Source organism: Streptomyces griseoflavus (assembly GCF_014649995.1).
Lineage (GTDB): Bacteria > Actinomycetota > Actinomycetes > Streptomycetales > Streptomycetaceae > Streptomyces > Streptomyces griseoflavus.
The window spans coordinates 41551-67662 of sequence record NZ_BMUC01000012.1; the positions used below are offsets into that span (position 1 = coordinate 41551).

General features: G+C 73.1%; 23 protein-coding genes and 1 pseudogene. 14 read left to right on the forward strand and 10 right to left on the reverse strand.

What is annotated here, in order from left to right:
- Positions 1–135: 135 nt before the first annotated feature.
- The gene (locus tag IE172_RS23735; RefSeq protein WP_190099334.1) at positions 136–1176 is read left to right on the forward strand and encodes a helix-turn-helix transcriptional regulator; all 1041 of its coding nucleotides are present in this window, start codon (positions 136–138) and stop codon (positions 1174–1176) included.
- On the opposite strand, the pseudogene ctaD reads toward IE172_RS23735, so the two are convergent.
- Positions 1061–2743 (reverse strand): annotated as a pseudogene (gene ctaD / locus IE172_RS23740) (aa3-type cytochrome oxidase subunit I); the annotation flags it as partial. The gene IE172_RS23735 and the pseudogene ctaD overlap by 116 nt on opposite strands.
- Before the next feature lie 426 nt (positions 2744–3169).
- On the opposite strand from ctaD, the gene IE172_RS23745 reads away from it, so the two are divergent.
- Complete coding sequence (locus IE172_RS23745; protein ID WP_190099335.1) at positions 3170–3385, forward strand: I78 family peptidase inhibitor; 216 nt, start codon at positions 3170–3172, stop codon at positions 3383–3385.
- 82 nt (positions 3386–3467) lie between these two features.
- Here the strand turns inward: IE172_RS23745 and IE172_RS23750 are convergent, their stop codons facing one another.
- Together IE172_RS23750 and IE172_RS23755 are read right to left on the reverse strand one after the other, a co-directional pair.
- Positions 3468–4469 carry a phosphatase PAP2 family protein gene (locus IE172_RS23750; RefSeq protein ID WP_190099336.1) on the reverse strand — a complete coding sequence of 334 codons (1002 nt, stop codon included), beginning with the start codon at positions 4467–4469 and terminating at the stop codon, positions 3468–3470.
- Between the two features lie 227 nt (positions 4470–4696).
- Positions 4697–6004 carry a glycosyltransferase family 39 protein gene (locus IE172_RS23755; RefSeq protein ID WP_190099337.1) on the reverse strand — a complete coding sequence of 436 codons (1308 nt, stop codon included), beginning with the start codon at positions 6002–6004 and terminating at the stop codon, positions 4697–4699.
- A 266-nt stretch (positions 6005–6270) separates the two neighbouring features.
- Between IE172_RS23755 and IE172_RS23760 the strand changes: the two genes are divergently transcribed.
- Together IE172_RS23760 and IE172_RS23765 are read left to right on the forward strand one after the other, a co-directional pair.
- The gene (locus IE172_RS23760) at positions 6271–7881 is read left to right on the forward strand and encodes an MFS transporter (RefSeq protein ID WP_190099338.1); all 1611 of its coding nucleotides are present in this window, start codon (positions 6271–6273) and stop codon (positions 7879–7881) included.
- A gap of 120 nt (positions 7882–8001) precedes the next feature.
- Positions 8002–9192, forward strand: a complete 1191-nt coding sequence (locus IE172_RS23765) for an acyl-CoA dehydrogenase family protein (RefSeq protein WP_190099339.1) — start codon at positions 8002–8004, stop codon at positions 9190–9192.
- Positions 9193–9244: 52 nt separating this feature from the next.
- Here IE172_RS23765 and IE172_RS23770 read toward each other — a convergent pair whose 3' ends face one another.
- Positions 9245–9682 (reverse strand): cell division protein SepF, encoded by a 438-nt coding sequence (locus IE172_RS23770; RefSeq protein ID WP_037941105.1) that lies wholly within the window; start codon positions 9680–9682, stop codon positions 9245–9247.
- A gap of 288 nt (positions 9683–9970) precedes the next feature.
- On the opposite strand from IE172_RS23770, the gene IE172_RS23775 reads away from it, so the two are divergent.
- From IE172_RS23775 to IE172_RS23795, 5 genes are all read left to right on the forward strand, one after another.
- Positions 9971–11188: a DUF5685 family protein gene (locus tag IE172_RS23775; protein ID WP_190099340.1), complete on the forward strand. Its 1218-nt coding sequence runs from the start codon at positions 9971–9973 to the stop codon at positions 11186–11188.
- A gap of 296 nt (positions 11189–11484) precedes the next feature.
- Positions 11485–12390: a S1 family peptidase gene (locus IE172_RS23780; protein WP_190099341.1), complete on the forward strand. Its 906-nt coding sequence runs from the start codon at positions 11485–11487 to the stop codon at positions 12388–12390.
- 476 nt (positions 12391–12866) lie between these two features.
- A complete protein-coding gene (locus IE172_RS23785; RefSeq protein ID WP_190099342.1) occupies positions 12867–13949 on the forward strand; it encodes a S1 family peptidase in 1083 nt (360 codons plus the stop codon).
- Positions 13950–14144: 195 nt separating this feature from the next.
- Complete coding sequence (locus IE172_RS23790) at positions 14145–17741, forward strand: DNA polymerase III subunit alpha (RefSeq protein WP_190099343.1); 3597 nt, start codon at positions 14145–14147, stop codon at positions 17739–17741.
- Positions 17738–18706 (forward strand): DNA polymerase Y family protein, encoded by a 969-nt coding sequence (locus IE172_RS23795; RefSeq protein WP_190099344.1) that lies wholly within the window; start codon positions 17738–17740, stop codon positions 18704–18706. The genes IE172_RS23790 and IE172_RS23795 overlap by 4 nt, the downstream gene beginning before the upstream one ends.
- Positions 18707–18717: 11 nt before the next feature.
- On the opposite strand, the gene IE172_RS23800 is transcribed toward IE172_RS23795, so the two are convergent.
- Entirely contained in the window at positions 18718–19092 is a 375-nt protein-coding gene (locus IE172_RS23800; RefSeq protein ID WP_190099345.1) for a cupin domain-containing protein, read from the reverse strand.
- Between the two features lie 84 nt (positions 19093–19176).
- Here IE172_RS23800 and IE172_RS23805 point away from each other — a divergent pair, with 84 nt between their 5' ends.
- On the forward strand, positions 19177–19623 hold the full coding sequence (locus IE172_RS23805; protein ID WP_190099346.1) for a MarR family winged helix-turn-helix transcriptional regulator: 447 nt from the start codon (positions 19177–19179) through the stop codon (positions 19621–19623).
- A gap of 175 nt (positions 19624–19798) precedes the next feature.
- Positions 19799–20662 (forward strand): esterase/lipase family protein, encoded by an 864-nt coding sequence (locus tag IE172_RS23810; RefSeq protein ID WP_190099347.1) that lies wholly within the window; start codon positions 19799–19801, stop codon positions 20660–20662.
- A 53-nt stretch (positions 20663–20715) separates the two neighbouring features.
- Here the strand turns inward: IE172_RS23810 and IE172_RS23815 are convergent, their stop codons facing one another.
- The gene (locus tag IE172_RS23815) at positions 20716–21774 is read right to left on the reverse strand and encodes a lytic polysaccharide monooxygenase auxiliary activity family 9 protein (protein WP_190099348.1); all 1059 of its coding nucleotides are present in this window, start codon (positions 21772–21774) and stop codon (positions 20716–20718) included.
- Between the two features lie 180 nt (positions 21775–21954).
- Here IE172_RS23815 and IE172_RS23820 point away from each other — a divergent pair, with 180 nt between their 5' ends.
- Entirely contained in the window at positions 21955–22422 is a 468-nt protein-coding gene (locus IE172_RS23820; RefSeq protein WP_190099349.1) for a GNAT family N-acetyltransferase, read from the forward strand.
- Positions 22423–22441: 19 nt separating this feature from the next.
- Here IE172_RS23820 and IE172_RS35165 read toward each other — a convergent pair whose 3' ends face one another.
- Positions 22442–22576: a hypothetical protein gene (locus IE172_RS35165; protein ID WP_268253487.1), complete on the reverse strand. Its 135-nt coding sequence runs from the start codon at positions 22574–22576 to the stop codon at positions 22442–22444.
- Positions 22577–22713: 137 nt separating this feature from the next.
- On the opposite strand from IE172_RS35165, the gene IE172_RS23825 reads away from it, so the two are divergent.
- Entirely contained in the window at positions 22714–23334 is a 621-nt protein-coding gene (locus IE172_RS23825) for a class I SAM-dependent methyltransferase (RefSeq protein ID WP_190099350.1), read from the forward strand.
- Positions 23335–23343: 9 nt separating this feature from the next.
- Here the strand turns inward: IE172_RS23825 and IE172_RS23830 are convergent, their stop codons facing one another.
- Positions 23344–23844: a ribonuclease FAU-1 family protein gene (locus tag IE172_RS23830; protein ID WP_190099351.1), complete on the reverse strand. Its 501-nt coding sequence runs from the start codon at positions 23842–23844 to the stop codon at positions 23344–23346.
- The gene (locus IE172_RS23835; RefSeq protein WP_190099352.1) at positions 23825–24754 is read right to left on the reverse strand and encodes a GNAT family N-acetyltransferase; all 930 of its coding nucleotides are present in this window, start codon (positions 24752–24754) and stop codon (positions 23825–23827) included. The genes IE172_RS23830 and IE172_RS23835 overlap by 20 nt, the downstream gene beginning before the upstream one ends.
- A 97-nt stretch (positions 24755–24851) precedes the next feature.
- Between IE172_RS23835 and IE172_RS23840 the strand changes: the two genes are divergently transcribed.
- Positions 24852–25217, forward strand: coding sequence for a GntR family transcriptional regulator (locus IE172_RS23840; RefSeq protein WP_190099353.1), 366 nt, complete (start codon positions 24852–24854; stop codon positions 25215–25217).
- 115 nt (positions 25218–25332) lie between these two features.
- On the opposite strand, the gene IE172_RS23845 is transcribed toward IE172_RS23840, so the two are convergent.
- Positions 25333–26109: a DUF72 domain-containing protein gene (locus tag IE172_RS23845; RefSeq protein ID WP_190099354.1), complete on the reverse strand. Its 777-nt coding sequence runs from the start codon at positions 26107–26109 to the stop codon at positions 25333–25335.
- Positions 26110–26112 lie beyond the last annotated feature (3 nt).

A 26112-nucleotide genomic window follows, 5' to 3' on the forward strand; every position in this document is an offset into this window, starting at 1 on the left:
GAATGAAGCGGGTGGCCGAAAATCGACGGTGCCCGCGAGGAGCGGCGACCGGCCCGGTACGACGGGGCGCCCGCCGATCCGGACCCCCGCCCCTTCAGGACAAGGACTGTCCGCAAGGCCTGGCAGACTCGCCCCATGGTGGAGACCTCGGCACGTCTGCTGCGTCTGCTGTCCCTGCTCCAGGCCCACCGTGAGTGGTCCGGCGCCGATCTGGCCGCCCGGCTGGGCGTCAGCGCCCGGACGCTGCGCCGGGACGTGGACCGGCTGCGCGGGCTCGGCTACCCGGTCGACGCCAGTCCGGGCACCGGCGGCGGCTACCGGCTGGGCGCCGGTGCCGAACTGCCGCCGCTGCTGCTGGACGACGAGGAGGCCGTCGCCGTGGCCGTCGGGCTGCGCACCGCCGCCGGTCAGGGCGTCGACGGCATCGGCGAGACCTCGGTCAGGGCCCTCGCCAAACTGGAGCAGGTGCTGCCGGACCGGCTGCGCCGCCGGGTGAGCGCGCTCAACGCCTACACCGTGCCGATGCTGCGCGGTCCGGGCGCCGGCTCCGTCGACCCGGCGGTGCTGACCGAACTGGCCCACCTCTGCCGGGACGCCGAGCGGCTGCGCTTCGAGTACCGCGGCCACGACGGCACGCCGAGCCGCCGCACCGTCGAGCCGCACCGTCTGGTGTGCTCCGAGCGCCGCTGGTACCTGGTCGCCTGGGACCTCGACCGCGGGGAGTGGCGCACCTTCCGCGCCGACCGCATCACGCCCAGGCCCCCGCACGGGCCCCGGTTCGTCCCGCGCGAGCCGCCCGCCGAGGACCTCGCCGCCTATGTCTCCCGGGGCGTCTCCACGCGCGTGTACGCCACGCACGCCCTGATCCGTCTGCTGGTGCCCCTGGAGGAGGCCGCGGAGCGGATCTCCCCCTCCACGGGGACCCTCGAGTCGGAGGGCCCGGGGAGTTGCCTGCTGCGGACCGGCGCCGGGAGCCCGGACGTCATGGTGGTGCACGTGATGCTGCTGGGCCTGGAGTTCGAGGTGCTGGAGCCCGCCGAGCTGATCGACACCTTCAGAGCGGCTCATGGCCGGCTTGCTCGCTCCGTGGCTCGGGCTGGGGCGTCACGGCCGCGTACTCCGGATGGTGCAGGTCGAACGCCGGCGACTCCGAACGGACCCGGGGCAGCGTCGTGAAGTTGTGCCGCGGCGGGGGGCAGGACGTGGCCCACTCCAGGGAGCGCCCGTAGCCCCAGGGGTCGTCGACCTCGACCTTCTCGCCGTACTTGGCCGTCTTCCAGACGTTGTACAGGAACGGCAGCGTGGACAGCCCGAGCAGGAAGGACCCGATGGTCGACACGGTGTTGAGGGCGGTGAAGCCGTCCGCCGCCAGGTAGTCGGCGTACCGGCGCGGCATGCCCTCCGCGCCCAGCCAGTGCTGGACCAGGAACGTGGCGTGAAAGCCGGTGAACAGCGTCCAGAACTGGATCTTGCCGAGCCGCTCGTCGAGCATCTTGCCGGTGAACTTGGGCCACCAGAAGAAGAACCCGGCGAAGGTCGCGAAGACGACGGTGCCGAAGACGACGTAGTGGAAGTGCGCCACGACGAAGTACGAGTCCGTCACGTGGAAGTCCAGCGGAGGCGACGCCAGCAGCACCCCGGTCAGGCCGCCGAACAGGAACGACACCAGGAACCCGGTCGCCCACAGCATCGGTGTCTCGAAGGACAGCGACCCCTTGATCATGGTGCCGGTCCAGTTGAAGAACTTCACGCCCGTCGGGACCGCGATGAGGAAGCTCATGAAGGAGAAGAACGGCAGCAGCACCGCCCCGGTGGCGAACATGTGGTGCGCCCACACCACGACCGACAGGCCCGTGATGGCCATGGTGGCGCCCACCAGCGTCAGGTAGCCGAACAGCGGCTTGCGGCTGAAGACCGGGATGATCTCCGTGACGATGCCGAAGAACGGCAGCGCGATGATGTAGACCTCGGGATGGCCGAAGAACCAGAACAGGTGCTGCCACAGGATCGCCCCGCCGTTGGCCGCCTCGAAGATCTGCGCCCCGAACCGCCGGTCCGCCTCCAGCACCAGCAGGGCCGCCGCGAGCACCGGGAACGCCAGCAGGATCAGGATCGAGGTGAACAGCGTGTTCCAGGTGAACAGCGGCATCCGGAACATGGTCATGCCGGGGGCGCGCATGCCGATGATGGTGGTGAGGAAGTTGACCGCGCCGAGGATCGTGCCGAAGCCGGCCAGCGCCAGACCCATGATCCACAGGTCGGGGCCCAGGCCGGGGGAGTACTCCGCGCTGTTCAGCGGCGCGTAGGCGAACCAGCCGAAGGCGGCCGGCCCCCCGGTCACCACCAGCGACCCGAGCACGATCAGTCCCCCGAAGAGGAACAGCCAGTACGAGAGCATGTTCAGCCGCGGGAAGGCCACGTCGGGCGCGCCGATCTGCAGCGGCATCAGCTCGTTGGCGAACCCGGCGAAGGTGGGCGTCGCGAACAGCAGCAGCATGATCGTGCCGTGCAGGGTGAACAGCTGGTTGAACTGCTGGTTGTCGAGGATCTGCAGCCCGGGCCGGGCCAGCTCGGCGCGCATCAGCAGCGCCATCAGCCCGCCGACCAGGAAGAACACGAACGACGTGATCAGGTAGAGGTGCCCGATCTTCTTGTGGTCGGTGGCGGTCAGCCAGTCGATCACCACCTGCCCGCGCCGCCCGCGCGTCGGCCGCTCCGCCGCCTGAACGGTCTGCGTCCCCATCGCTCGCCCCTTCGCTCATCGCGCGCCGGGCCCGCCGGAGCCCGCGCCACATGTACCCCGGGCCCACGCCATGATGCCCGCCTCCCCGCGCGCCCCGGCAGAGGGCGAGGTATGGCGGGTCCTGTGACGAGAACGAGTATTTTTTGTGCGCGCAGGTTTACGCGGTCCGGTGCGGCGGCGAATGGGAATGGGGTCCGGGTGTACTTCCCCCGGCACTTTCCGCCGGGCTTTGTCGCGACGGTGGTGTGACACGCGGGAATTACGTTCGAATACCTGCGGAAGGCGTACGGATCCGCCCATCCGGGTGAAGGCGGCCGGCTCGAACGTCTGTCGTGATCCTGTGACACAAGTGTGACCGCCGGGGGACGGTGCCCGTCGTTCCGGGGCGGACTTCCCCGCTCACGGACCAGGGCATAGCGTGGCCGTATGGCACCCATTCCGACGCCCCCGGCGGAACCCCAGGACAGTCCGGACGCCTATGTCGGCCTCGCCGCCGACCGGGCCGAGCGCCTCGCGCGGGAGCGCGGCTGGTCCACGGTGCGGGCCCTGGCGCCGGGGACGATCATCACCATGGAGTACCGCGCGGGCCGGCTGAACTTCGAGGTGGAGGACGGCCGGGTGGCGCGGGCCTGGAAGGGCTGAGACAGGGCGGCGACGGCCCCGGCCCCCTGAGGGGGCCGGGGCCGTCGCCGTGTGCGCGGGGGCCGGTGCGGCCCGCCGTCCGTCAGGGCCGGGTCACGGACGTCGTGCCGCGCGGGTGGCGCTCCGGGTGCGGCGGACGGCGGCTGCCCGCCGGGGTGACCGGGGAGCGCTCGGCGCGGGTGGTGTGCGGGCCGGGCGCCAGATAGACCGGCGCCCGGGACGGGCGGCCGGCGGGGACCGGATCGGGCGCGGGGTCCGCGCGGCCGGTGAGCGGCCTGAGCGCGACGGGCCGGCCGACCGGACCCGCCGGCACCGCCGGGCGGCCCGGACGGGCCCGCCAGCGGTCGCGCAGTGCGAACAGACGCGCCTCGGCCCGTGCGATCAGCGGCTCGAACCAGGGCAGCGCCAGCAGGATCAGCAGACCCGCGGCCCAGCCCAGGACCACGTCGCTCAGCCAGTGGGTCCCGATGTAGACGGTGGACAGCCCCACGCCCAGCGAGGTCACCGCGGACACCGCGGACAGCCAGCGCCGCGCTCTCGGGGTGGAGGCCAGATAGGCCAGGATTCCCCAGGTCACCACGGCGTTGGCGGTGTGGCCGCTGGGAAATATATCGCCGCCGAGCCACATCTCGTTCGAACCGATCTCGGTCGCGTAGTGCGGACCGAGGCGTCCCATGCCGTACTTCGCGGCACCCACGGTGACGTTGAGCAGCAGGAGGGAGACGCCGAGGGCGAGCAGCGGACGCAGGGTGTGCTGCCGCCAGGAGCGCCAGCCCAGCCAGGCGGCCACCATCACGGCGGTCGGACCGCGCTGGCCGAGCACCACGTAGTAGTCCACGAAGGCGTGGAGCTCCGGCCACTGCTGGTAGGGACGGAAGAACATGACCTGCCAGTCCAGCCGGACCAGCCAGGAGGTGACCAGGACGGCCCACACGATCGCCACGTAGAAGGCCAGGGTGGCGCCGAAGAGCACCGTCCGGTGCCGGCTCATTCGCGGCATGCCGATGTGGGCCGGTCGTTCCGGCTCACGGTCCAGCCTCGCGAACACCCGGTCCAGACGGGTGGGTTTCCGTTCGGTACGCACCCAATCGACGTTACAGCGAGTGAGCGGGGGACCCCGACGAATCAGCCTCTTTGTGATGACGATGTGATGTGGCATTCCTCTCAGGAGACCCTTTATCTCCGGCGAATGCGCGCCCCCGTCCTTCAATTCCTTTGATCATTCCAGGCGGCGGTTTTGATGCGCTTATGAATTCGTTCACCACGGCCTGGCGCGGAATTTCCCGGGCCCTCATCGGCCGTCCGGGCGGATCAGGGCGGGCCGGAACCGTTCAGCCAGAAGGCCCCGTACGCCGCGGAGACCGCCGCGACCGCGCCCACCACCAGCGCCGGCCGGGGCGGACGCTTCCGGGCCAGGACCAGGGCGAGCGGCAGCAGCAGGGGGAAGGCGGGCAGCAGCAGCCGCGGCTTGGAGCCGAAGTAGCTGGAGGCGCACAGGGCGAGCGCGGTGACGACCCCGGCGTAGACCAGCAGGGGGAGGGGCTGGCGCTGCCGTACGCACACCACGCAGAGCCACACCAGCAGGGCGACGCCGAGGATCAGCGCGAGCCCGGCCAGGGCGGACGGGAAGGACGTGAACCTGCCGGCGATGAAGCGGGCGAAGGCGTATCCGCCGTCGAACCCGTTCCGCCATCCGGCCTGCACTTCCAGATAGCCGAGCGGCCCGTCCCCGGTCCGGTGGCCCACCCACAGAACGTAACCGGCGGCCCCCAGGGGCGCGAGGAGCATGCCGAGGATCCGGCGCAGGCGGTCACCGGGGGCGCCCGGCGCGGGCCCGGCGCCGTCCGGGTCGGGCACGCGCCGGGCGCTCGCGGGGACACCGGCGCGCTCCCCGGTCCGCGCGCCGTCCGCCGGTGCCGTGCTGCGAACCCGCACGAAGGGGGTGCCCCCGCGTCCGCTGCCGTGCCCCGGCCCGGCGCGCTCGCGCAGGAAGGCGGCGGCGCCCGCCGCCCACACGGCCGCGACCACCGCCAGCCCCACCGGCCGGGTCAGGCCCGCCAGACCCGCCAGGACGCCCGCGGCCACCCAGCGGCCGGTCAGCACGGCGTACAGCGACCACGCGGCGAGCGCGGTGAACAGGGACTCGCTGTACGCCATCGACTGCACGATCCCGACCGGCAGCACCGCCCACAGCAGCACCGCGTACACCCCGGCCCGGCGCCCGTACACGTGGTCGGCCACGGCGAAGATCCCCCAGGCCGCGGCGAGCGAGGCCAGCAGGGCGACCACGAACCCCGCGTCGGCGTACGACAGCGGGGAGACGGCCGCCACCAGCCGCTCCAGCCACGGCAGCAGCGGGAAGAACGCCAGGTTGGAGTGCACGTCGCCGTTCGGCAGCCGCACCTCGTAGCCGTAGCCCAGCTCGGCGACGCGTGTGTACCAGAGCGCGTCCCAGCGGGCGGTCAGCAAGGTGTACGCGCTCTTCCCGCGCGCCTCGCTCCACAGGACCAGCACGAGCAGGCCCAGGGCGCGCACGGCGGCGTACCCGAGGAGGGCCGGAGCGGCCCGGCGCAGCGCTCCGGGGCGGGCCGGGGAGGCGCGCGTCGCGAGATCGTTCACGGGCCCGATTATCGACCCGGCGCGCCACCGGCCCGCCCACCCGGGGCGGGCCCGCCGCAGGACAGGAGTGGTGTACGCCACACCGATCCACCGGAACTGTGAGAGGTCCACCACTCGACCCCGGCTTCCACTCGCGTACTCTGACGTGTCACTCGCCGTTCGCTGCGCGGGCCGGGGGCCACCGCTCCTCTCCGGCCGAGTCACGGGGGAGTCCCCCACCCCGTGAGCCCGCCGATCGCGAGGGAACATCTGGGAGGTACGTGTACATGTCCGGGACGACCACGGCCGCCGCCGCGCTGCGCCGTCGGGCGGCCGGGGCCGGTGCCAACCGCTGGGTGGTGCTCGTCGTCCTCTGCGTCAGCCTGCTGCTGGTCGCCGTCGACGCCACCGTGCTGCACGTGGCGGTCCCCGCCGTCACCGAGGACCTCAGGCCCGGCGCGGTGGAGCTGCTCTGGATCGTTGACGCCTACCCCTTGGTCTGCGCCTCGCTGCTGATCCTCTTCGGCACCCTGGGCGACCGGGTCGGCCGCAGACGGGTCCTCCTGCTCGGCTACGCCCTGTTCGGCGTCGCCTCCGGCATGGCGGCCCTCGCGGACAGCGCCCAGGTGCTGATCCTGGCGCGGGCGCTGCTCGGCGTCGGCGGCGCGATGATCATGCCCGCGACCCTGTCGATCCTGCGCCAGGTCTTCCCGGACCGGCGCGAGAGGGCGCTGGCCATCGGCATCTGGAGCGCGGTCGCGGCCGTGGGCGCGGCGGCCGGGCCACTGGTCGGCGGTTTCCTGCTGGAGCACTTCTGGTGGGGCTCGGTCTTCCTGGTCAACATCCCGCTGATGCTGGTCAGCCTCCCGGTGGGACGGCTCGTGCTGCCGGAGTCCAAGGGCGAGGGCCGGGGCCCCTGGGACGTCATGGGCGCGCTGATGGCCGCCGCCGGACTGTTCGCGCTGGTCCTCGGCGTCAAGCGGCTCGGCGGCGGGGACCCCGTCGGCAGCGTCTGGACCGTCCTGCCGCTCGTCGCCGGCGCCGGACTGCTGGCCGCCTTCGTGCGCCGGCAGCGGCGCCGCGCGCACCCGCTCGTCGACCTGCGGATGTTCACCAGGCCGGCGTTCAGCACCTCGGTGGGGTGCATCGTGCTGGCGATGCTCGCCCTGGTGGGCCTGGAACTGATCGCCGCCCAGTACCTCCAGCTGGTGCTGGGCCTCTCCCCGCTGGAGACCGGGCTGCGCCTGGTGCCGCTGACCGTCGCGGCGATGGCGGCGGGACTGGCGGGCGCGCGCATGCTGCGCCGGTTCGGCCCGCGCCGCATGGTCAGCGCCGGCTTCTGCCTCACGGCGGGGGCGGTGGTGCTGCTGACCGCGATGGGCGGGCAGGACAACGCCCCGCTGCTGCTCACCGGTTTCGTCCTGCTCGGCTTCGGCCTGGAGACCACCCTGTTCGGCGCCTACGAGTCGATGCTGAGCGAGGCGCCGGCGCGGCAGGCGGGCGGGGCGGCGGCGATCGGCGAGACCTCCTACCAGCTCGGCGCCGGGATAGGGATCGCGCTCCTCGGCAGCGTGATGAACGCGGCCTACGCGCCGGGCGTCGCCTCCGTGCCCGGGGTGCCCGACCGGGCCTCCGCCGCGGCGGCGCACTCGATCGGCGAGGCGCACGAGGTGGCGGCCGGACTCGGCGGGCCGGCCGGGGAGGCCCTGCGGCAGGCGGCGCGCGAGTCCTTCGTGCACGGGCTGCACGTGACGTTGCTGGTGAGCGCGGGCCTGCTGCTGCTCGGGGCGGCGATCGCGCTCAGGCTGCCGCGGGCGATGAGCGGCGAGACGGCGCCCGTCGAGGTGCCCGCGCCGCGGGAGGCCGTGGAACCCCGCGGCGCCGGGGTGAAGGTGTGAGCCGCGCCCGCCCGGCCGGGGTGGACGCGCGGGGAGCCGCGTCGTAACGTCGCCCCGAGCCGTGACTAGCAGTGCTAGTTGATGTCCCGGAGTTCCCGGATCAGCCCCGGAGGGTGTCCCATGTCCGCGTCCGCGAAGTTGCCTCCCTTCGACCCCGCCGACCCCCTCGGCCTCGACGACCTGCTGGAGCCCGAGGACCTGGCGGTCCGGGACACGGTGCGCGGCTGGGCGGCGGACCGCGTACTGCCGTACGTCGCCGACTGGTACGAGAAGGGCGAGCTGCCCGGCATCCGGGAGCTGGCCCGGGAACTCGGCGGGATCGGCGCGCTCGGCATGTCCCTCGACGGCTACGGCTGCGCGGGCGCGAGCGCGGTGCAGTACGGGCTCGCCTGTCTGGAACTGGAGGCGGCCGACTCCGGGATCCGCTCCCTGGTCTCCGTGCAGGGCTCGCTCGCCATGTACGCCATCCACCGGTTCGGCAGCGAGGAGCAGAAGCGGCGGTGGCTGCCCCCGATGGCCTCCGGCGAGGTCATCGGCTGCTTCGGGCTCACCGAACCCGACGTCGGCTCCGACCCCGGCTCGATGCGCACCCACGCCAAGAAGGACGGCACCGACTGGGTGCTGAACGGGCGCAAGATGTGGATCACCAACGGGTCCGTGGCCGGTGTCGCCGTGGTGTGGGCGCAGACCGACGAGGGGATCCGCGGCTTCGCCGTGCCCACCGACAGCGCCGGGTTCTCGGCGCCGGAGATCAAGCACAAGTGGTCCCTGCGCGCCTCCGTCACCAGCGAGCTGGTCATGGACGACGTACGGCTGCCCGCCGACGCGGTGCTGCCGGAGGTGACCGGGCTCAAGGGCCCGCTGAGCTGTCTCTCGCACGCCCGGTACGGGATCGTCTGGGGCGCGATGGGCGCCGCGCGCAGCTCCTTCGAGGCGGCGGTCGACTACGCGAGGACGCGGGAGCAGTTCGGGCGGCCCATCGGCGGGTTCCAGCTGACCCAGGCCAAGATCGCCGACATGGCGGTCGAACTGCACAAGGGGATTCTGCTCGCCCATCACCTGGGGCGGCGCATGGACGCCGGCCGCCTGCGTCCCGAGCAGGTCAGCTTCGGCAAGCTCAACAACGTCCGCGAGGCCATCGACATCTGCCGTACCGCCCGCACGATCCTCGGGGCGAACGGGATCTCGCTCGAGTACCCGGTGATGCGGCACGCGACGAACCTGGAATCGGTGCTCACCTACGAGGGCACCGTCGAGATGCACCAGCTCGTGCTGGGCAAGGCGCTCACCGGACTCGACGCGTTCCGGTAGACCCGGCCGCGGAGGACCTCACGCGGAGGCAGGGCCGGCGAGCGGCCCTGCCTCAGCTCTGGTTGAAGAAGCCGTCGGAACGGTGCGCGGCCGGCTCGCCGCTGACGACCTCGGTGTCGGCCGGGCTGAGCAGGAACACGCGGTTGGAGACCCGCTCGATGGAACCGCGCAGGCCGAAGATCAGGCCCGCCGCGAAGTCGACGACGCGCTTGGCGTCACCGGCGTCCATGGCCGTGAGGTTCATGATGACGGGAACCCCCTCGCGGAACAGCTCGCCGATGGCGCGGGCGTCCCGGAAGCTGTCCGGGGTCACCGTGCCGATCCGGCGGCCCTTCTCCTCGGCGACGTCCGATGCCACCTTGACCCGCGGATCGGTGACCCAGGCCTCCCCGGTCTCGGGCCCGTCGGAGTAGTCGTCGTCGTAGTAACGCTCGTCTTCGTTGTCGTCGACGAGGCCAAGCCAGGCACTCGCCTTGCGTACCGATCCCATGGACGCCTCCTCTCACAGCGGTCCTTCTGCTTTCCGCATCCCTATGGTCGTCCATGATGCGGATGGCGCGCCAAGTGGATAGACGCCGCGCGGGGGGTTTGTGACGTTACTGGTGCACAGCGAATCCGTCGAGAGTCCGTGTTTCCCAAGGGTCATGACGCAAACGGCTGCTGACTGTGAGTGAAATATGATTCTTCTCGGCGTCCGGGTGATGAGGGGTGCGGACGGGTGAACGCGCCGGCCGATACGATGCGGCGGCTCAGTCGTACAACCGCTCGGGGGAACGTCGTGTTCGGAATGGTCAGGCCGTGTCGGCACCGGCTCGGGGAAAAGCTCACCGCCCAGTGGACGGCCCATTTGTGCGGGCTGTGCCTCGCGTTGCGCGGGGACCACGGGCAGCTCGCTCGGGTCGTCACCAATTACGACGGGTTGCTGATCTCCGTTCTGACGGAAGCTCAGTCCGGTTCCGCGGAGGCGGGACGGCGCACCGCGGGGCCCTGTCCGCTGCGCGGCATGCGCACCGCGTCCGTCGCGCACGGTGAGGGGGCGCGGCTCGCGGCGGCGGTCTCCCTGGTGCTGGCCTCCGCCAAGATGCGCGACCATGTCGCCGACGGCGACGGGCTGCTGGCGCGCCGGCCGGTGGCGCTCGCCGCGCGCCGGGTCGCGGCGGGCTGGGACCGGGCCGGGGCGCGGACCGGTGCGGACGTCGGCTTCGACACGGCCGTGCTGCTCGACGCCGTGGACCGGCAGACCGGCATCGAGACGCTCGCCGGGCCCGGCACCCCGGTCCTCACCGTGACCGAACCGACCGAGACCGCTACCGCGGCGGCCTTCGCGCACACCGCGGTGCTCGCCGGCCGGCCGCACAACGCGGGACCGCTGGCGGAGGCCGGGCGCCTCTTCGGGCGGCTCGCGCACCTGCTGGACGCCGTGGAGGACCGGGAGGCCGACGCCGCCTCCGGTGCCTGGAACCCGCTCACCGCCACCGGCACCCCGCTGTCGGAGGCCCGCCGGCTCGCCGACGACGCGGTGCACGGCATCCGGCTCGCCCTGAGGGAAGTGGAGTTCGCGGACGCCGGACTGGCGCACCTGCTGCTCGTGCACGAGGTGCGGCGCTCGGTGGACCGGGCGTTCGGCACGGTGCCCGTCTGCGCGTCCCACCGGACCGGGCCCCACGACCCTCCGCAGCATCCCCACGGTGGCGGAAACCCGTATGCCGGCGGTCCGTACGGCGGTGGCGGGAACCCGTACGCGGGGGGCGGGGGAGTGCCCGGGGGCGGCGGGGGCGGGGGCGGCTTCGGCGAGTTCGGTCCGGCGCCCGCCGCCCAGCCCCCGCGGCGTGGATTCTGGGCCGGCTGCGGGATGTTCTGGCTGCTGTGCTGCACCTGCAAGCTGTGCTGTGCCAAGGAGTACGAGGGGCCGTGGTCGCGCAAGAAGCGTGAGGGGTGCTGTCACAAGTGCGACTGCGACGGGTGCGACTGCTGCTGCCCCTGCGACGGCTGCTAGCGGACGGCGGGCAAGCGGAGGGGCGACTTCCGGACACCGTGCGGCTGTTCGGCCGGTCGTCAGCAGCGGGTGACCGCTGGTAACGGGCTTCCGTGCGTGGGTCAAATCTCCTACATGGTTCAAAGGTTGACGGCCGAAAGGCACCCTTGCGCCGAACGGTCGGTCGGCCGAATACTCGCCTCCAGCGCTTGTCAGGAGCACGACGTGTTCGGAATCCGGACGCACGGGCCGCTGACTGCGCCTCACGGGCCCACAACCCCACGAGGGCCCCCTACTTCCTTTGTGGAGGACGAGAAGTGAGGATCAAGCGCACCACCCCCCGCGGCGGCATCTCGAGACGGACTCGGCTGATCGCCGTATCCACCGGCCTCGTGGCCGCTGCCGCGATCGCGATCCCCAGCGCGAACGCGGCCGAAGCCCCCAGTACCTTCAGCTCCGCCGAGCTCAAGGGCGTCAGCGGCTCGGTGCTGAAGGCCGACATCCCGGGCACCGCCTGGGCCGTCGACAGCAAGACCAACCGGGTCGTCGTCACCGTCGACAGCACCGTCTCCCAGGCCGAGATCAACAAGATCAAGCAGCAGGCCGGGGACGACGCCGGGGCGATCACCATCAAGCGCACCCCGGGCACCTTCAGCAAGCTCATCCAGGGTGGTGACGCCATCTACGCGAGCAGCTGGCGCTGCTCCCTCGGATTCAACGTCCGCTCCAGCAGCGGCGTCGAGTACTTCCTGACCGCCGGGCACTGCACCGACGGCGCGGGCACCTGGTACTCCAACTCCGCCCGCACCACGGCCATCGGCACGACGGCCGGCTCCAGCTTCCCGGGCAACGACTACGGCATCGTGCGCTACACCGGTTCCGTCAGCCGTCCCGGCACCGCGAACGGCGTGGACATCACCCGGGCGGCCACCCCGAGCGTGGGCACCACGGTCATCCGTGACGGCTCCACCACGGGCACGCACAGCGGCCGGGTGACCGCGCTCAACGCGACCGTGAACTACGGCGGCGGCGACATCGTCTCCGGCCTCATCCAGACCACGGTCTGCGCCGAGCCCGGTGACTCCGGCGGCGCGCTCTACGGCAGCAACGGCACCGCGTACGGTCTGACCTCCGGCGGCAGCGGCAACTGCTCCTCCGGCGGCACGACCTTCTTCCAGCCGGTGACCGAGGCCCTGAGCGCCTACGGGGTCAGCGTCTACTAGGACCCGCCCCGCTCCACCGGCCCGAGCCGGCCGTACGACGACGAGCCCCCGCACGCGACCCGCGTGCGGGGGCTCGCTGCTGTCCCGCCTCCCGGGGACGCCCGGCGGGCGTCGCGGAACGGGTGCGGACGCGACTCCCGTCCCGCGTGGCCCGCGTCGAACACCCACACGAGGGGGCGATTTCGAGCCACCGGCGGATTCCCTGGTCCGTACCACCCGTTCCTCCTTCGCGGTGTTTGCAGTGCGAACTTCCGCCGTGTGTCCATGACCAGTCAGGACATAGAGGGCGCAGGGCCGTTGCCGTACCCGCGTCCGGAAGTCGACCTTGTGTGCCCCCTGTGGGGTTCGGAAGAGTAGGCGCCGTTCGACCGGCGCGGGTGTGGCTTCTTTCGTCTTCTGCCCCCGTCGCCGTACGCCTTCCGGTCCGGTGAGGTCCCCACAACCTCCCGGGCCGTCCCCCCACAGGAGGACGTGAGTTGAAGCACCGACGCATATCCCGGCGGCGCGCGGTCGTGGCGGGTGCGGGCATCGCCGCACTGGCCGCGGGCGCCGTCACCTTCCAGACTGCGAACGCCAGCGAGATTCCGGCGGACGCGGAGCCCCGGACGCTCTCGGTCCAGGCGGCCGGAAAGCTCGCCTCGGCACTCGCCGCGGACCTGGGCGCCGACGCGGCGGGAACGTACTACGACGCCAAGAGCGAGAGCCTCGTGGTGAACGTGCTCGACGAGGCCGCCGCCGAGACCGTCGAGTCGGCCGGCGCCAGGGCGAGAGTCGTGGCGCACTCCCTGGCCGAGCTGAAGAGCGCGCACACCACGCTGCGGCAGGACGCCACCATCCCGGGCACCGCCCGGGTGACCGACCCGACCACCAACAAGGTCGTCGTCACCGCGGACCGCACCGTCTCCGAGGCGGAGTGGGCCCAGCTGACGAAGGTCGTCGACTCGCTGGGCGGCAAGGCCGAACTCCGGCGCACGGAGGGGGAGTACAAGCCCTTCGTCGCGGGCGGTGACGCCATCACCGGAGGGGGCGGGCGCTGCTCGCTCGGCTTCAACGTGACCAAGGGCGGCGAGCCGCACTTCCTCACCGCCGGGCACTGCACCGAGGGCATCTCCAGCTGGTCGGACTCCTCGGGCGAGGTGATCGGCGAGAACGCGGCGTCCAGCTTCCCGGGCGACGACTACGGGCTGGTCAAGTACACCGCCGACGTGGACCACCCGAGCGAGGTGAACCTCTACGACGGCTCCTCGCAGGCGATCTCCGGCGCCGCCGAGGCCACCGTCGGCATGCGGGTCACCCGCAGCGGTTCCACGACCCAGGTGCACTCCGGCACGGTCACCGGTCTGGACGCCACCGTGAACTACGGCAACGGCGACATCGTCGACGGTCTGATCCAGACCGACGTGTGCGCCGAGCCCGGTGACAGCGGCGGCTCCCTCTTCTCGGGCAGCAGCGCGGTCGGTCTCACCTCGGGCGGCAGCGGCGACTGCACCTCGGGCGGCACGACCTTCTTCCAGCCGGTGACGGAGGCCCTGTCGGCCACCGGTACGCAGATCGGCTGAGCACGCCTCGTCACGACGTCCCGTCCCTCCGTCACGGAGGGGCGGGACGTCCGTGTGTTCCGGGGTGTTCGGGCAGGTGGGAGGGGGTGGCGCGGCTGTCGCACATGCATTCGAAAATTGGTCTATGGTGGGGGTGAGGTAGCTGGGAACAATTGTTCGAGAGTCGATCAGGACTCACGAGTGCGGGAGGTGCGTGTGCCGGGTTTCACGCATCTGCACACCGTCTCCGGGTTCTCCCCGCGCTACGGCGCCTCCCACCCGGAGCGGCTGGCCGAGCGTGCCTCGGAGCGGGGCATGGACGCCCTCGCCCTCACCGACCGCGACACCCTCGCCGGATCCGTCCGCTTCGCCAAGGCCTGCGCGAAGGCCGGCGTCCGCCCGCTGTTCGGCGCGGAGCTGGCGGTGGCGGCCTCCGCTCCCTCCCCGGACGCGCGCGGGCGGGAGCCCGTACGGCAGGACCGGCGCCGCACCCCGGTGCGCGGAGGCGCCTTCATCGACGAGTCGACACCGCGGGTCACCTTCCTCGCCCGGGACGGCGCCCGCGGCTGGGCCGACCTGTGCCGTCTGGTCTCCGCCGCCCACACCCACGAAGGCCTCCCGCTGCTGTCCTGGGAGGACAACCACGCCGACGGCCTGACCGTCCTGCTCGGCCCCGACTCCGACGTCGGCCGCGCCCTCGCCGTGGGCCGTCCCGACCGTGCCGCCCGGCTGCTCGCCCCCTGGCGGGAGCTCTACGGCGACGCCCTGCGCCTGGAGGCCGTCTGGCACGGACGCCGGGGCACCGGCCCCGGCTCCCTGCGGCTGGCGGCCCGCACCCTGGGCTTCGCCGCCGAACAGGGCGTCCGGCCCGTGCTGAGCAACGCCGTCCGCTACGCCGACCCCGGCCTCGGCCCGGTCGCCGACGTGCTGGACGCCGCCCGCCGGCTGGTCCCCGTCGACCCGGCCAAAGGGCTGGACTCCGGCGAGGCCTGGCTCAAGGACCAGGGCGCCATGCTGGAGGCGGCCGAGCGGATCGTCGAGGCCGCGGGCTTCCGGCGCGGGACCGGCCTCAGGCTGCTGGAGCAGACGCAGGCCACGGCCGCCGAGTGCCTGGTCGATCCCGAGGACGACCTCGGCATGGGCAGCGTCCACTTCCCCGAACCGCACCTCGTCGGCGCCGGCCGGCGCACCGCCCAGCGGGCGCTGGCCTCCCGTGCGGCGGCGGGCATGGTGCTGCGGGGGTACGCGGGCCGCCGGGAGTACTGGGAGCGGATGCACCACGAGCTGGACATCATCGCCCACCACGGCTTCGCCTCCTACTTCCTCACCGTCTCCCAGGTCGTCGACGACATCCGGCACATGGGCATCCGGGTGGCCGCGCGCGGCTCCGGCGCCGGTTCCCTGGTCAACCACGTCCTCGGCATCGCGCACGCCGACCCGGTCGAGCACGGGCTGCTGATGGAACGCTTCCTGTCCAAGGAGCGGGTCGTGCTGCCCGACATCGACATCGACGTGGAGTCCGCGCGCCGTCTCGAGGTCTACCGCGCGATCATCGGCCGGTTCGGCACCGAGCGGGTCGCCACGATCGCCATGCCGGAGACGTACCGGGTGCGGCACGCCATCCGTGACGTCGGCGCGGCGCTGTCCATGGACCCGGCCGAGATCGACCGGGTCGCCAAGTCCTTCCCGCACATCCGCGCCCGCGACGCCCGCGCGGCGCTCGAGGAGCTGCCCGAACTGCGGGAACTGGCGGGGCGGAAGGAGCGGTACGGCAGGCTGTGGGAGCTGGTCGAGGCCCTCGACGCGCTCCCGCGCGGGGTCGCCATGCACCCCTGCGGCGTCCTGCTGTCCGACGCCTCCCTGCTCACCCGTACGCCGGTCATGCCGACCAGTGGCGAGGGCTTCCCCATGGCGCAGTTCGACAAGGACGACGTGGAGGACCTCGGGCTGCTCAAGCTCGACGTGCTGGGCGTGCGGATGCAGTCGGCGATGGCGCACGCGGTCACCGAGGTGCGGCGGGCGACGGGGGAGCGGATCGACCTGGACGCGGTGCCGGAGGGCGACCCCGCGACGTACGGGCTCATCCGGTCCACCGAGACGCTCGGCTGCTTCCAGATCGAGTCCCCGGGGCAGCGGGACCTGGTCGGCCGGCTCCAGCCGTCGACCTTCCACGACCTGGTCGTCGACATCTCCCTCTTCCGGCCCGGCCCGGTCGCCGCCGACATGGTGCGGCCGTTCATCGAGGCCCGGCACGGAAGGGCGCCGGTGCGCTACCCGCATCCGGACCTGGAGGAGGCGCTGAAAGGGACCTACGGGGTCGTCGTCTTCCACGAGCAGGTCATCGACATCGTCTCGGTCCTCACCGGCTGCGGGCGCGGCGAGGCGGACCGGGTGCGGCGCGGGCTGTCCGACCCGGAGTCGCAGGAGCGGATCAAGGTGTGGTTCGCCCAGCACGCGGCGGCCCGGGGCTACGACGCGGAAACGATTCAGCGGACCTGGGAGATCGTCGAGGCCTTCGGCTCCTACGGCTTCTGCAAGGCGCACGCGGTCGCCTTCGCCGTGCCGACGTACCAGTCGGCGTGGCTGAAGGCGCACCACCCGGCCGCCTTCTACGCGGGCCTGCTCACGCACGACCCCGGGATGTACCCGAAGCGGCTGCTGCTGGCGGACGCCCGGCGGCGCGGGGTCCCGGTGCTGCCGCTGGACGTGAACAAGTCGGGGGTCGCACACAGGATCGAACTGGTGTCTGAATCGAAGGGCTCGAAGGGGTCGAGGGAACCGGAGGAGCCGAAAGGGCGGAAGGAGCCGAAGGGGCCGAACGGGCCCCAGGGGGTGTGGGGACTGCGGCTGGCGCTCTCCGACGTGCACGGCATCAGCGAGGCCGAGGCCACCCGGATCGCCGAGGGGCAGCCGTACGCCTCGCTGCTCGACTTCTGGGAGCGGGCCCGCCCCAGCCGTCCGCTCGCCGGGCGCCTCGCCCAGGTCGGCGCGCTGGACGCGTTCGGCGCCAACCGCCGTGACCTGCAACTGCACCTGACCGAACTGCACCGGGGCGCCCGCGGCGGGCGCGGCGACCAGCTCCCCCTGTCCGGCGGCCGCAGGACCGCCCCGGCCGGCCTGCCCGACCTCACCGAGCCGGAGAAGCTCAGCGCCGAACTGGGCGTGCTGTCCATGGACGCCTCCCGCCACCTGATGGACGACCACGGCACCTTCCTCGAGGAGCTGGGCGTGGTCTCCGCGCGGCGGCTGCGCGAGGCGCGGCACGGGGACACCGTGCTGGTCGCGGGCGCCAAGGCGGCCACCCAGACCCCGCCCATCCGCTCCGGCAAGCGGGTCATCTTCTCCACCCTGGACGACGGCACCGGCCTGGTCGACCTCGCCTTCTTCGACGACTCCCACGACGCCTGCGCCCACACCGTCTTCCACTCCTGGCTGCTGCTGGTGCGCGGGGTGGTGCAGCGCCGGGGCCCGCGCAGTTTCAGCGTGGTGGGCTCCGCCGCCTGGAACCTCGCCGACCTGCTGGAGGTCCGCCGGGAGGAGGGCCTGGAGGGGGTCGCCGAGCGGCTCGCCGGGCCGGCCGGTGCGGGCTCCGGGGCCGCCGACGACGAGCAGGGCCCGGCCCGCAGGCGGCTCGCCGGTTCGGACGGACGGCCCGCGCCGGCCGGTTCCGCGGCCCGGGACCCGATGGAGGACAGGACCATCCGCATGCCCACGGGGTACGAGATGCACCCCTGGGCCGATCTGCGCCCCGCGGGCGAAGGGCCCGCGGTGGGAAGGAAGTTGTGGCACCAGAGTCCGGGGAGTGCGGGATGACCATCCTCTGCGTACGTTTCCAGCTGCCTCCGATGTACGAGACGGCCCTGCCGGGGCTGCTCGGCCTGCTGGAGGAGTTCACCCCCGTCGTGCAGGCCCTGCCGCCGGACGGGGCGCTGGCCGATCTGCGCGGCGCCGAACGGTACTTCGGACGCACCGCCCTCGAACTGGCCTCGGTGATCCGGGTGCGCGCCCTTGCCCTGCACGGCGTCGACTGCGTGATCGGCGCCGGGCCGGGCCCGATGCTGGCCCGCATGGCGCTGCGGGACGCCCGGCCCGGACTGACCCGCGCGGTGGCCGGGGACGAGGTGCGGGAGTTCCTCGCCGGCAAGCCCGTCGTCGCGCTGCCCGGCGTCGGCGCCAGGACCGCCCGCACCCTGTGCGAGTACGGCCTCGACACCCTCGGCCGGGTCGCCGCCGCCCCGCTGTCCACGCTCCAGCGGCTGGTGGGCGCCAGGACCGGACGCGAGCTGCACGAGAAGGCGGGCGGCGTCGACCGCGGCCGGGTGGTCCCCGACGCGGTCTCCAGGTCCCTGGCCACCGAACGCCCCTTCACCCGGGACGAACTGGACCCCGGGCGGCACCGCAGGGCCCTGCTCTCGGCCGCCGAGGAGCTGGGCGGCCGGCTGCGCGCCCTCGACAAGGTCTGCCGGAGCCTCACCCTCACCGTGCGCTACGCGGACCGGTCCGCCACCACCCGCACCCGCACCCTCCCGGAGCCGACCGCGCACTCGGCCGCGCTCACCACGGCGGCGTACGGCCTGTACGAGGCGCTCGGCCTCCAGCGCGCCCGGGTCAGGGCGGTCGCGTTGCGCGCGGAGGGCCTCGACCCCGCCGAGCATGCCTCCCACCAGCTCACCTTCGACCCGGTGGACGAGAAGGTGCGCAGGATCGAGGAGGTCGCCGACCGTGCGCGCGCGAAGTTCGGCCCGCGCGCGGTGATGCCGGGCACGCTGGCCGCGTAGGGGCGGATCCCTCAGGCGGCCCACGGCGGCACGATGCGCTTGCCGTCGCCCAGGGTCGCCTCCAGGCCGTGGGACGTGGTGACCCAGGAGACGGCGGTCCCGCCGGTCGGGTTCTCGACGGCGAGGGTCGAGCCCGCGTGGACGATCACCGTGTCACCGGCGGTGACCCGGTGCGGTGTGCCGTCGAGGGTCATCAGCAGCTCGCCGTCGAGCAGATGGAAGATCTCCTCCCGGCTGACGGTGTGCGCGGGGGCCCGGGTACCGGCGGGGATCTCGCCCCGCCAGGCGCACAGCTCCCTGCTGCCGGTCGAGGGGGTGGCGTGCGCGACGAAGCGGGCGCCGTGCATCTCGTGGACGACGGCATCGGACGGGCGGACGACGGGCATGGCGAACCTCCGGGGCAAGTGGTCAAGTTACTTGACTATATAGTCAAGCGTCTTGACCATGCCGTCAAGTGCTTCAATGCCTCCGTGCAGAACTCCGAGGCCATGGCCCTGTCCGCCGCCCTGCTCGCCGTCGCCGGAGACCTCACCCGGCGCATCCACGAGGGCGTGGCCGCCCGCGGGTTCGAAGGGCTGCGGCCCGCGCACGGCTTCGCCTTCACCCGGCTCGCCCCGGACGGCGCGACGGTCACCGACCTCGCGGTCCACCTCGGGGTGACCAAGCAGGCCGCGAGTCAGCTCGTCGACGAGCTGGTGCGCAAGGGGTATGCCGAGCGCCGCCCGCACCCCGGGGACGCGCGGGCGCGGCTGGTGGTGCTGACCGAGGAGGGGCGGGCCTGCACCCGGGCGGCCGAGGAGGCGGCGGCGGAGGCCGTGCGGGCCTGGAGCGAGGTGCTGGGGGAGCCCGAACTGCGCGCACTGCGCGAGCGGTTGCTGACCATCGCACCCGACGGGCCGATTCGTCCCGCTTGGTGACGCCTTATCAGTCGGCGGTGACCCCGTGCGGGCCGATGCCGGGATTTTTTACCGACCCGTAACTTCCCGCTTCGGCTACTCGCCCGTAACTTGACGAGTGAACAGCATCCTCGTGATCCGGATCACAGGGCGTAGGACCCCACCCTTCCCCCTTGACCCGCAAGGAGATCACACGATGCTGCACTGGAAGCGGGTGATCAGACCGCTGGCGGCCTTCCTCCTGGCCGCCGCGGCCGTCACCGTCCCCTCCGCCGCGAGTGCCCGGGCCGCCACCGCGCCCAGCTCGGGCTGGAACGACTACGCGTGCGTGCCCTCCGCCGCCCACCCCCGCCCCGTCGTCCTGGTCCACGGCACCTTCGGCAACTCCGTCGACAACTGGCTGGGCCTCGCGCCCTATCTGAAGCACCGCGGCTACTGCGTCTACTCCCTCGACTACGGGCAGCTCCCCGGCGTCCCCTTCTTCCACGGCCTCGGCCCCGTCGAGAAGTCCGCCGGGCAGCTCGACGCCTTCGTCGACAAGGTGCTCGCCGCCACCGGTGCCGAGAAGGCCGACATCGTCGGCCACTCCCAGGGCGGCATGATGCCGCGCCACTACCTCAGGTTCCTCGGCGGAGCGGCCGAGGTGAACGCCCTCGTCGGCATCGCCCCCAGCAACCACGGCACCACGCTCGGCGGCCTCACCGCGCTGCTGCCGTACTTCCCGGGCGCCGCGGACCTGCTGAACGAGGCCACCCCCGCCCTCGCCGACCAGGTCGCCGGCTCCGACTTCCTCACCAGGCTCAACGCGGGCGGCGACACCGTGCCCGGCGTCCGCTACACCGTCATCGCCACCCGGTACGACCAGGTCGTCACCCCGTACCGCAGCTCCTACCTGACCGGGCCGAACGTACGCAACGTGCTGCTCCAGGACCTCTGCCCGGTCGATCTGTCCGAACACCTGGCCGTCGGGCTGTTCGACCGGATCGTCTTCCACGAGGTGGCCAACGCCCTCGATCCGGCCCGGGCGAAACCCACCACCTGCGCCTCGGCGTTCAGCTGACACGCGCGGGGGCCCTGCCCGGCCTGAGCCGCCGGACAGGGCCCCCGAGTCGGTCAGCGGCCGTGCCGCCCGGTCGCCGTGCGCCGCCGTGCGGAGGCGAACAGCGCCGCGGAGCCCAGTGCCAGCGCCGCGGCACCGCCGACCATCAGGTACGGCGTACTGGAGTCACCGCCGGTCTCCGCGAGGTTCTGCGACGCCCCGGCCACCTTGGGCTGGTTGGGGGTGTCCGCGTCGCCGGCGGTGTCCGGGCCGGCGTCGTCGCCCGCCGCGACCGGCTTCGCCGAGGTGCTGGGGTCGTCGTCACCGTGCCCGTGGTTCTCGATGGTCGACTTCCCGGCGCCGTCCTTGATCTGCTGCTCGGACGGGGCGGAGGCGGTCGGCGCCGGGGCTGCCGCCTCGGGCGTGTCGCCGGAACCGGAGGCCTCACCGCCGCCGGCCGCGTCCCCGCCCGCCGGGGACCCGCCGCTCGCCCCGGACCCGCCGCCGAAGGTGACGTCCGAGCACGAGTAGAACGCCTCCGGGCTGTCCGACCGCTGCCACACCGCGTACAGCAGCTGCTTGCCGGAGCGCTCGGGGAGGGTCCCGCCGAACGTGTAGAAGCCGCCCGACGCGACCGGGTCGGTGGAGGTGGCCACCGGGTTCGCCAGGTCCAGGTCGTCCCAGGCCAGCGGCTGCGACGGGTCGTAGCCGGGCTTGGTGATGTACACCTTGAAGGTCCCCTTGTGCGGGGCCGTCACCCGGTACTTGAAGGTGTACGAGCCGCTGCTCACGCTCGTCGCGGGCCAGTCGGCGCGGGCCAGGTCGAGGCCCTTGAACGTCTCGTCGCCCGCGCTGCACAGCTTCCCGTCGGCGATGAGCTCCTGGTGGCGTCCGCCCGCGTCGCCGATGCGGACGCCGTTCCAGTCGTAGAGCGCCTGGGTTCCGCCGGCCGCGACCGCCGCCTTGCACGCCGCCGACGTGGGGCTCTCCGGGCCCTCGGCGTAGCACTGCGCGACCCGGCTGACCGGGTCGCCCATCGAACCGTGCGCGGACGCCGGGGTGGCGGACAGCCCGGTCAGGGCGAGCGGGACGAGACCGACGGCGGCGACAGCGGCCTTGCGGCGTGCGGACATGGGGCAGCAACTCCTCGACAACGGCGGTCCGTGGAACCTTCGGGGGTGGATCCCGTGGGGGTGGCTCAGAAGCTAGCGGCGGGGAACCGCTAAATCGCCCGTCGAAGGCCCCGCGGGGAGATCCTTATGGCCGCGTTAAGGGAGTGCTCAGGCTGGGATGAGGTAGGTACCGTGCGCGGCATGACAGACGCGCGGATCCGCCCGGCCCGCCCCGCCGACGTCCCCGACGTGAGGAGGGTGATCGACGCGGCCTTCCGGCCGTACATCGCGCGCATCGGCCTGGTTCCGGTGCCCATGGAGGCGGACCACGCGGCGAACGTGGCCGCGGGCAGGGTGTTCGTGGCGGAAACGCCGACGGCGGGCCCCGCGCGGGTGACCGGCCTCGTCGTGGTCGACCGGCGCGCGGACCACCTCCACCTGGACACCGTCGCCGTCCACCCCGAGGCGCACGGCACCGGTGTGGGGCGGCTGCTGCTGGAGTTCGTGGAGGCGCACGCCCGTGCGCTCGGGCTGCCCGAGATCAGGCTCTTCACGAACGCCCTGATGTGGGAGAACCAGCGGATCTACCCGAGGTTCGGCTACGAGGTCGTGGAGCGCGGGGCCACCGGGCCGTACGACCGGATCCACTACCGCAAGCGGCTGGACTGAAGGTCCCGCCCGGGCGCGGTCAGCCGTCGGGCCACCAGGCGCGGGCGATGTCCTCGCGGACCTCGGGTCGTCCCGCGGGACGCCGGTCGGCCTCCTCACGGACCCGGCGGGTGTCCGTCTTCCTCGGGGGCTTCCGCACGGTGACACGGCGCATGACTGCCTCCTTCGGGTCCACCGGGTTCCGCGTTCGCACGGAGGCGGACCTTTCGGGGCAGAGTTCCCCATCGGCCGCCGCCTGTCTGTGGCAGCGGTCACGCATCGATTGTCAGTGGCAGGTGTCACCGTGGACCCATGACCACGATCGGCAGTGACGGTACGGACACGGACGGTGTCGACTGGGACGCGCGGGCCGCCGCCTTCGACGAGGAGCCGGACCACGGACTGCGCGACCCCCGGGTGCGCGCGGCCTGGGGAGCGCGGCTGCGTGCCTGGCTGCCCGGGCAGCCAGGTGACGTCCTCGACCTCGGCTGCGGCACCGGCAGCCTGTCGCTCCTCGCGGCCGAGCAGGGGCACCGGGTCACCGGCGTCGACCGGTCCCCGGCGATGGTGGCGCTCGCCCGGGAGAAGCTCGCCGGGCGGGACGCGGTGTTCCTGCTCGGTGACGCCGCGGCCCCGCCGGTCGGCGGGGAGCGCTACGACGCCGTCCTCGTCCGGCACGTGCTGTGGACCCTGCCCGAGCCCGGCCGGGTGCTGCGGCTCTGGCGGGGCCTGCTGCGGCCGGGCGGGCGGCTCGTCCTGGTCGAGGGCGTGTGGGGGACGGTGAGCCCGGCCGGCATACCGGCCGACCGGCTCACCGCCCTGCTCGCCCCGCTCGGCGGACAGGCGCGGGTGGAGCACCTGTCCGGAGAGACGGAACTGTGGGGCCGGGAGGTGGACGACGAGCGCTACGCCGTGGTCGCGGTCCCCGGATAGCCCCCGCCCTCAGGTGAGCAGGGTGCCGATGCCGTCCTCGCGGGCCCGGGCGTCCAGCTCGTCCAGGGCGGCCACCGCGGCGGCCGCCGCCTCGGGATCCGTGGTGAGCAGACCGCTCGCCGCGAACTCGTCCTCGTCCAGCCGCCGCACGTCCGTGCCGTCCGCGGAGACCCACAGGTCCAGGTCGAGGTCCTCGACGACCAGCCGGCCGCCGGTGAGCTCCGCCGGGCGGGTGATGTCGCAGTAGTGCCCCTTGAGGGCGCCGTCGGAGGTGCGGACCTCCTTCACGGAGTACCACCGGTCGCGCCAGTAGTGCTCCGTGAAGACGTCCCCGGGCTCGAAGCGCACGAAGCCGAAGTCGCGCACGCCGCTGCCCGCCCAGGGGGCGCGCACACTGACGCGCGTGCCGTCGTCGCCGAGCAGCTCGGCCGGGTAGCGGATCTTCATCCGCCCCGCCTTGACGAGGACGACCTCCACCCGCGCCGGTCCGTCAGCCGCATGCACGGACATACCGCACCTCCGTCCCGCAGATCTCGTAGCCGAACCACTTGTTGATCGCGATCATCGGCCCGTTCCCGGTGTCGTTGCCCGTGAACGCCTCCGTGTACCCGGCCGCGCGGGCCCGATGCAGCGAGTCGTTCTTGGCGAGCTTGGCCAGGCCCCGGCCGCGGTGGGCGCGGGCGGTGCCGGTCATGCCCGTCGCATACCGGGTGCCACCGTCCGTGCGGGCCGCGGAGAACGCGGCGGGGCGGCCGTCGACCAGCGCCACCGTGGTCAGCTCGGCGCTGAACAGCGGGTGCCGCCACGTCTCCGCCAGCCAGGCCTCGTAGTCGGTGAACTCGGTGTCCACGTCGCTCGGCTCGTCCGCCGTGGTCTCCGCGTCCAGCTCGAACAGCGGTCGCGGATCGGCGGCGAAGGCCGAGGCCGGGCGCAGTTCCACGCCCGGCGGCGGGTCCTGGAGCGGGGGCAGGGTGCCGTTCGCCAGGTCCAGGCGGAGGAAGTGGGCCGAGCGGCTCGCCCGGTATCCGCGCAGCTCGGCGAAGGCGCGGTTGCCCGGCTCGTCCGGCACCCATGCCAGCAGCCTCGTCGCGCCGTGCGCGACCAGGTGCTCCTCGCCGGCGCGGACCAGCAGCGTCCCGGCGCCCCGGCGGGTGTGCCGGGGATGGACGTACACGTTGAGGTTGCCCTGGCCCGGATCGGAGCTCTCGTGGGTCAGGTGCACCTGTGCCGTGCCGATCACCTCGCCGTCGGCCACGGCCACGAGGGGGCGGTAGCGGGCGTCCGGGTGCAGCTGGGTGAGGTCGTGCGCCAGGGACTCGGGAGTGACGAGGATGAACGGCAGCGCGGCCTGCCGGACACGGGCGAAGCCCGCGAGGTCGGCGGGCGCGTCGGGGCGGAGGTCGCGGACGGTCACTGTCATGGAAGCGCACGCTACGGGGGACGCGGGCGGGGGCGCCTCCCAATTTCCGGCGGGTGCGGGTGCCTCCGGCGGCGCGACGGTGCGGGACAATCGTGCCGTGACCTTGAAGATCCAGATCGATGACGGCGCACCGCCGTACGAGCAGGTGCGGGCGCAGATCTCCGAGCAGGCCCGCGCGGGGGTGCTGCCGGTGGGGTACCGGCTGCCGACGGTGCGAGGGCTGGCCGGCACGCTCGGCCTGGCGGCGAACACGGTGGCCAAGGCGTACCGGGCGCTGGAAGCGGACGGGGTGATCGAGACGCGGGGCCGCAACGGGACGTTCGTCGCCGCGGCGGGTGCGGGGGCGGAGCGGGAACTGGCGTCCGCCGGGCAGGCGTATGCGGCGCGGGCGCGGCGGCTGGGGTGCTCGGAGGAGGAGGCGCTGGCCGCTGTGCGGGATGCTCTGCGGGCGGCTTACGAGTGAGCGGTGCCGGGCCGGCGGCTCATGGGGGAGCGCCGTCGCGGCGGAGGGCTGGTCCCGGGTGCCGGTCCGTGGGGGCCGGTCGCGCAGTTCCCCGCGCCCCTGAGGGGTGCGGTCTTCAGGCCTGTCGCGTAGTTCCTCGTGCCCGTGGGGGCGCGGTCGTCAGGTCGGTCGAGTGGGCCAGGCGGGTGAAGGTCCTGGCGTCGGTGACGGCTGCCGCGTTCGGGTCGTTGTTGAAGTAGGCGTGGACGTCCTCGTCCGCGGGCCAGGTCGTGGCGATGCGGTCGAGCCAGGTGCGCAGGGACTGCCGGCCGTAGTGGGGCCAGGGGCGGGCCCGGCCCTGGTGGAAGCGCACGTAGCCCCAGTCGGCGGTGCGCCACAGCGGGGTCGCGGGACGGGACAGCACGTCGGCCCAGCACAGGGCGGCGCCCCGGGACTCCAGCACGGCGCGGACCTGCGGTGTCCACCAGGACGGGTGGCGCGGCTCGACCGCGACCCGGACGGAGGCCGGGAAAAGCCGCAGACACGCGCGCAGCAGCACCGGGTCGGCCCGGAGCGTGGGCGGGAGCTGGAGGAGGACCGGGCCGAGCCGGTCACCCAGCCCCGCCGCGCGGCTCATCAGGCGTTCCACGGGCTCCTCGGGCTCGCGCAGCCGTCTGACGTGCGTCAGGTAGCGGCTCGCCTTGACCGCGACGACGAAACCCGGCGGGGTGCGCTCCCGCCAGGACACGAAGGTCTCCCGGGACGGCAGCCGGTAGAAGGCGTTGTTGATCTCGACCGTGGCGAAGTGCGCCGTGTACTCCTCCAGCCAGAGCCGCACCGGAAGCCCGGCCGGGTACAGCACTCCGCGCCAGTCCTTGTACTGCCACCCCGACGTCCCGACGAACAGGGTCATAGA

Bases quoted from the DNA above. Each gene is read 5' to 3' on its own strand.
- IE172_RS23735 (WP_190099334.1), top strand. From the start codon at position 136: ATGGTGGAGACCTCGGCACGTCTGCTGCGTCTGCTGTCCCTGCTCCAG.
- IE172_RS23745 (WP_190099335.1), top strand. From the start codon at position 3,170: ATGGCACCCATTCCGACGCCCCCGGCGGAACCCCAGGACAGTCCGGAC.
- IE172_RS23760 (WP_190099338.1), top strand. From the start codon at position 6,271: ATGTCCGGGACGACCACGGCCGCCGCCGCGCTGCGCCGTCGGGCGGCC.
- IE172_RS23765 (WP_190099339.1), top strand. From the start codon at position 8,002: ATGTCCGCGTCCGCGAAGTTGCCTCCCTTCGACCCCGCCGACCCCCTC.
- IE172_RS23770 (WP_037941105.1), bottom strand. From the start codon at position 9,682: ATGGGATCGGTACGCAAGGCGAGTGCCTGGCTTGGCCTCGTCGACGAC.
- IE172_RS23795 (WP_190099344.1), top strand. From the start codon at position 17,738: ATGACCATCCTCTGCGTACGTTTCCAGCTGCCTCCGATGTACGAGACG.
- IE172_RS23800 (WP_190099345.1), bottom strand. From the start codon at position 19,092: ATGCCCGTCGTCCGCCCGTCCGATGCCGTCGTCCACGAGATGCACGGC.
- IE172_RS23810 (WP_190099347.1), top strand. From the start codon at position 19,799: ATGCTGCACTGGAAGCGGGTGATCAGACCGCTGGCGGCCTTCCTCCTG.
- IE172_RS23815 (WP_190099348.1), bottom strand. From the start codon at position 21,774: ATGTCCGCACGCCGCAAGGCCGCTGTCGCCGCCGTCGGTCTCGTCCCG.
- IE172_RS23820 (WP_190099349.1), top strand. From the start codon at position 21,955: ATGACAGACGCGCGGATCCGCCCGGCCCGCCCCGCCGACGTCCCCGAC.
- IE172_RS35165 (WP_268253487.1), bottom strand. From the start codon at position 22,576: ATGCGCCGTGTCACCGTGCGGAAGCCCCCGAGGAAGACGGACACCCGC.
- IE172_RS23825 (WP_190099350.1), top strand. From the start codon at position 22,714: ATGACCACGATCGGCAGTGACGGTACGGACACGGACGGTGTCGACTGG.
- IE172_RS23830 (WP_190099351.1), bottom strand. From the start codon at position 23,844: ATGTCCGTGCATGCGGCTGACGGACCGGCGCGGGTGGAGGTCGTCCTC.
- IE172_RS23835 (WP_190099352.1), bottom strand. From the start codon at position 24,754: ATGACAGTGACCGTCCGCGACCTCCGCCCCGACGCGCCCGCCGACCTC.
- IE172_RS23845 (WP_190099354.1), bottom strand. From the start codon at position 26,109: ATGACCCTGTTCGTCGGGACGTCGGGGTGGCAGTACAAGGACTGGCGC.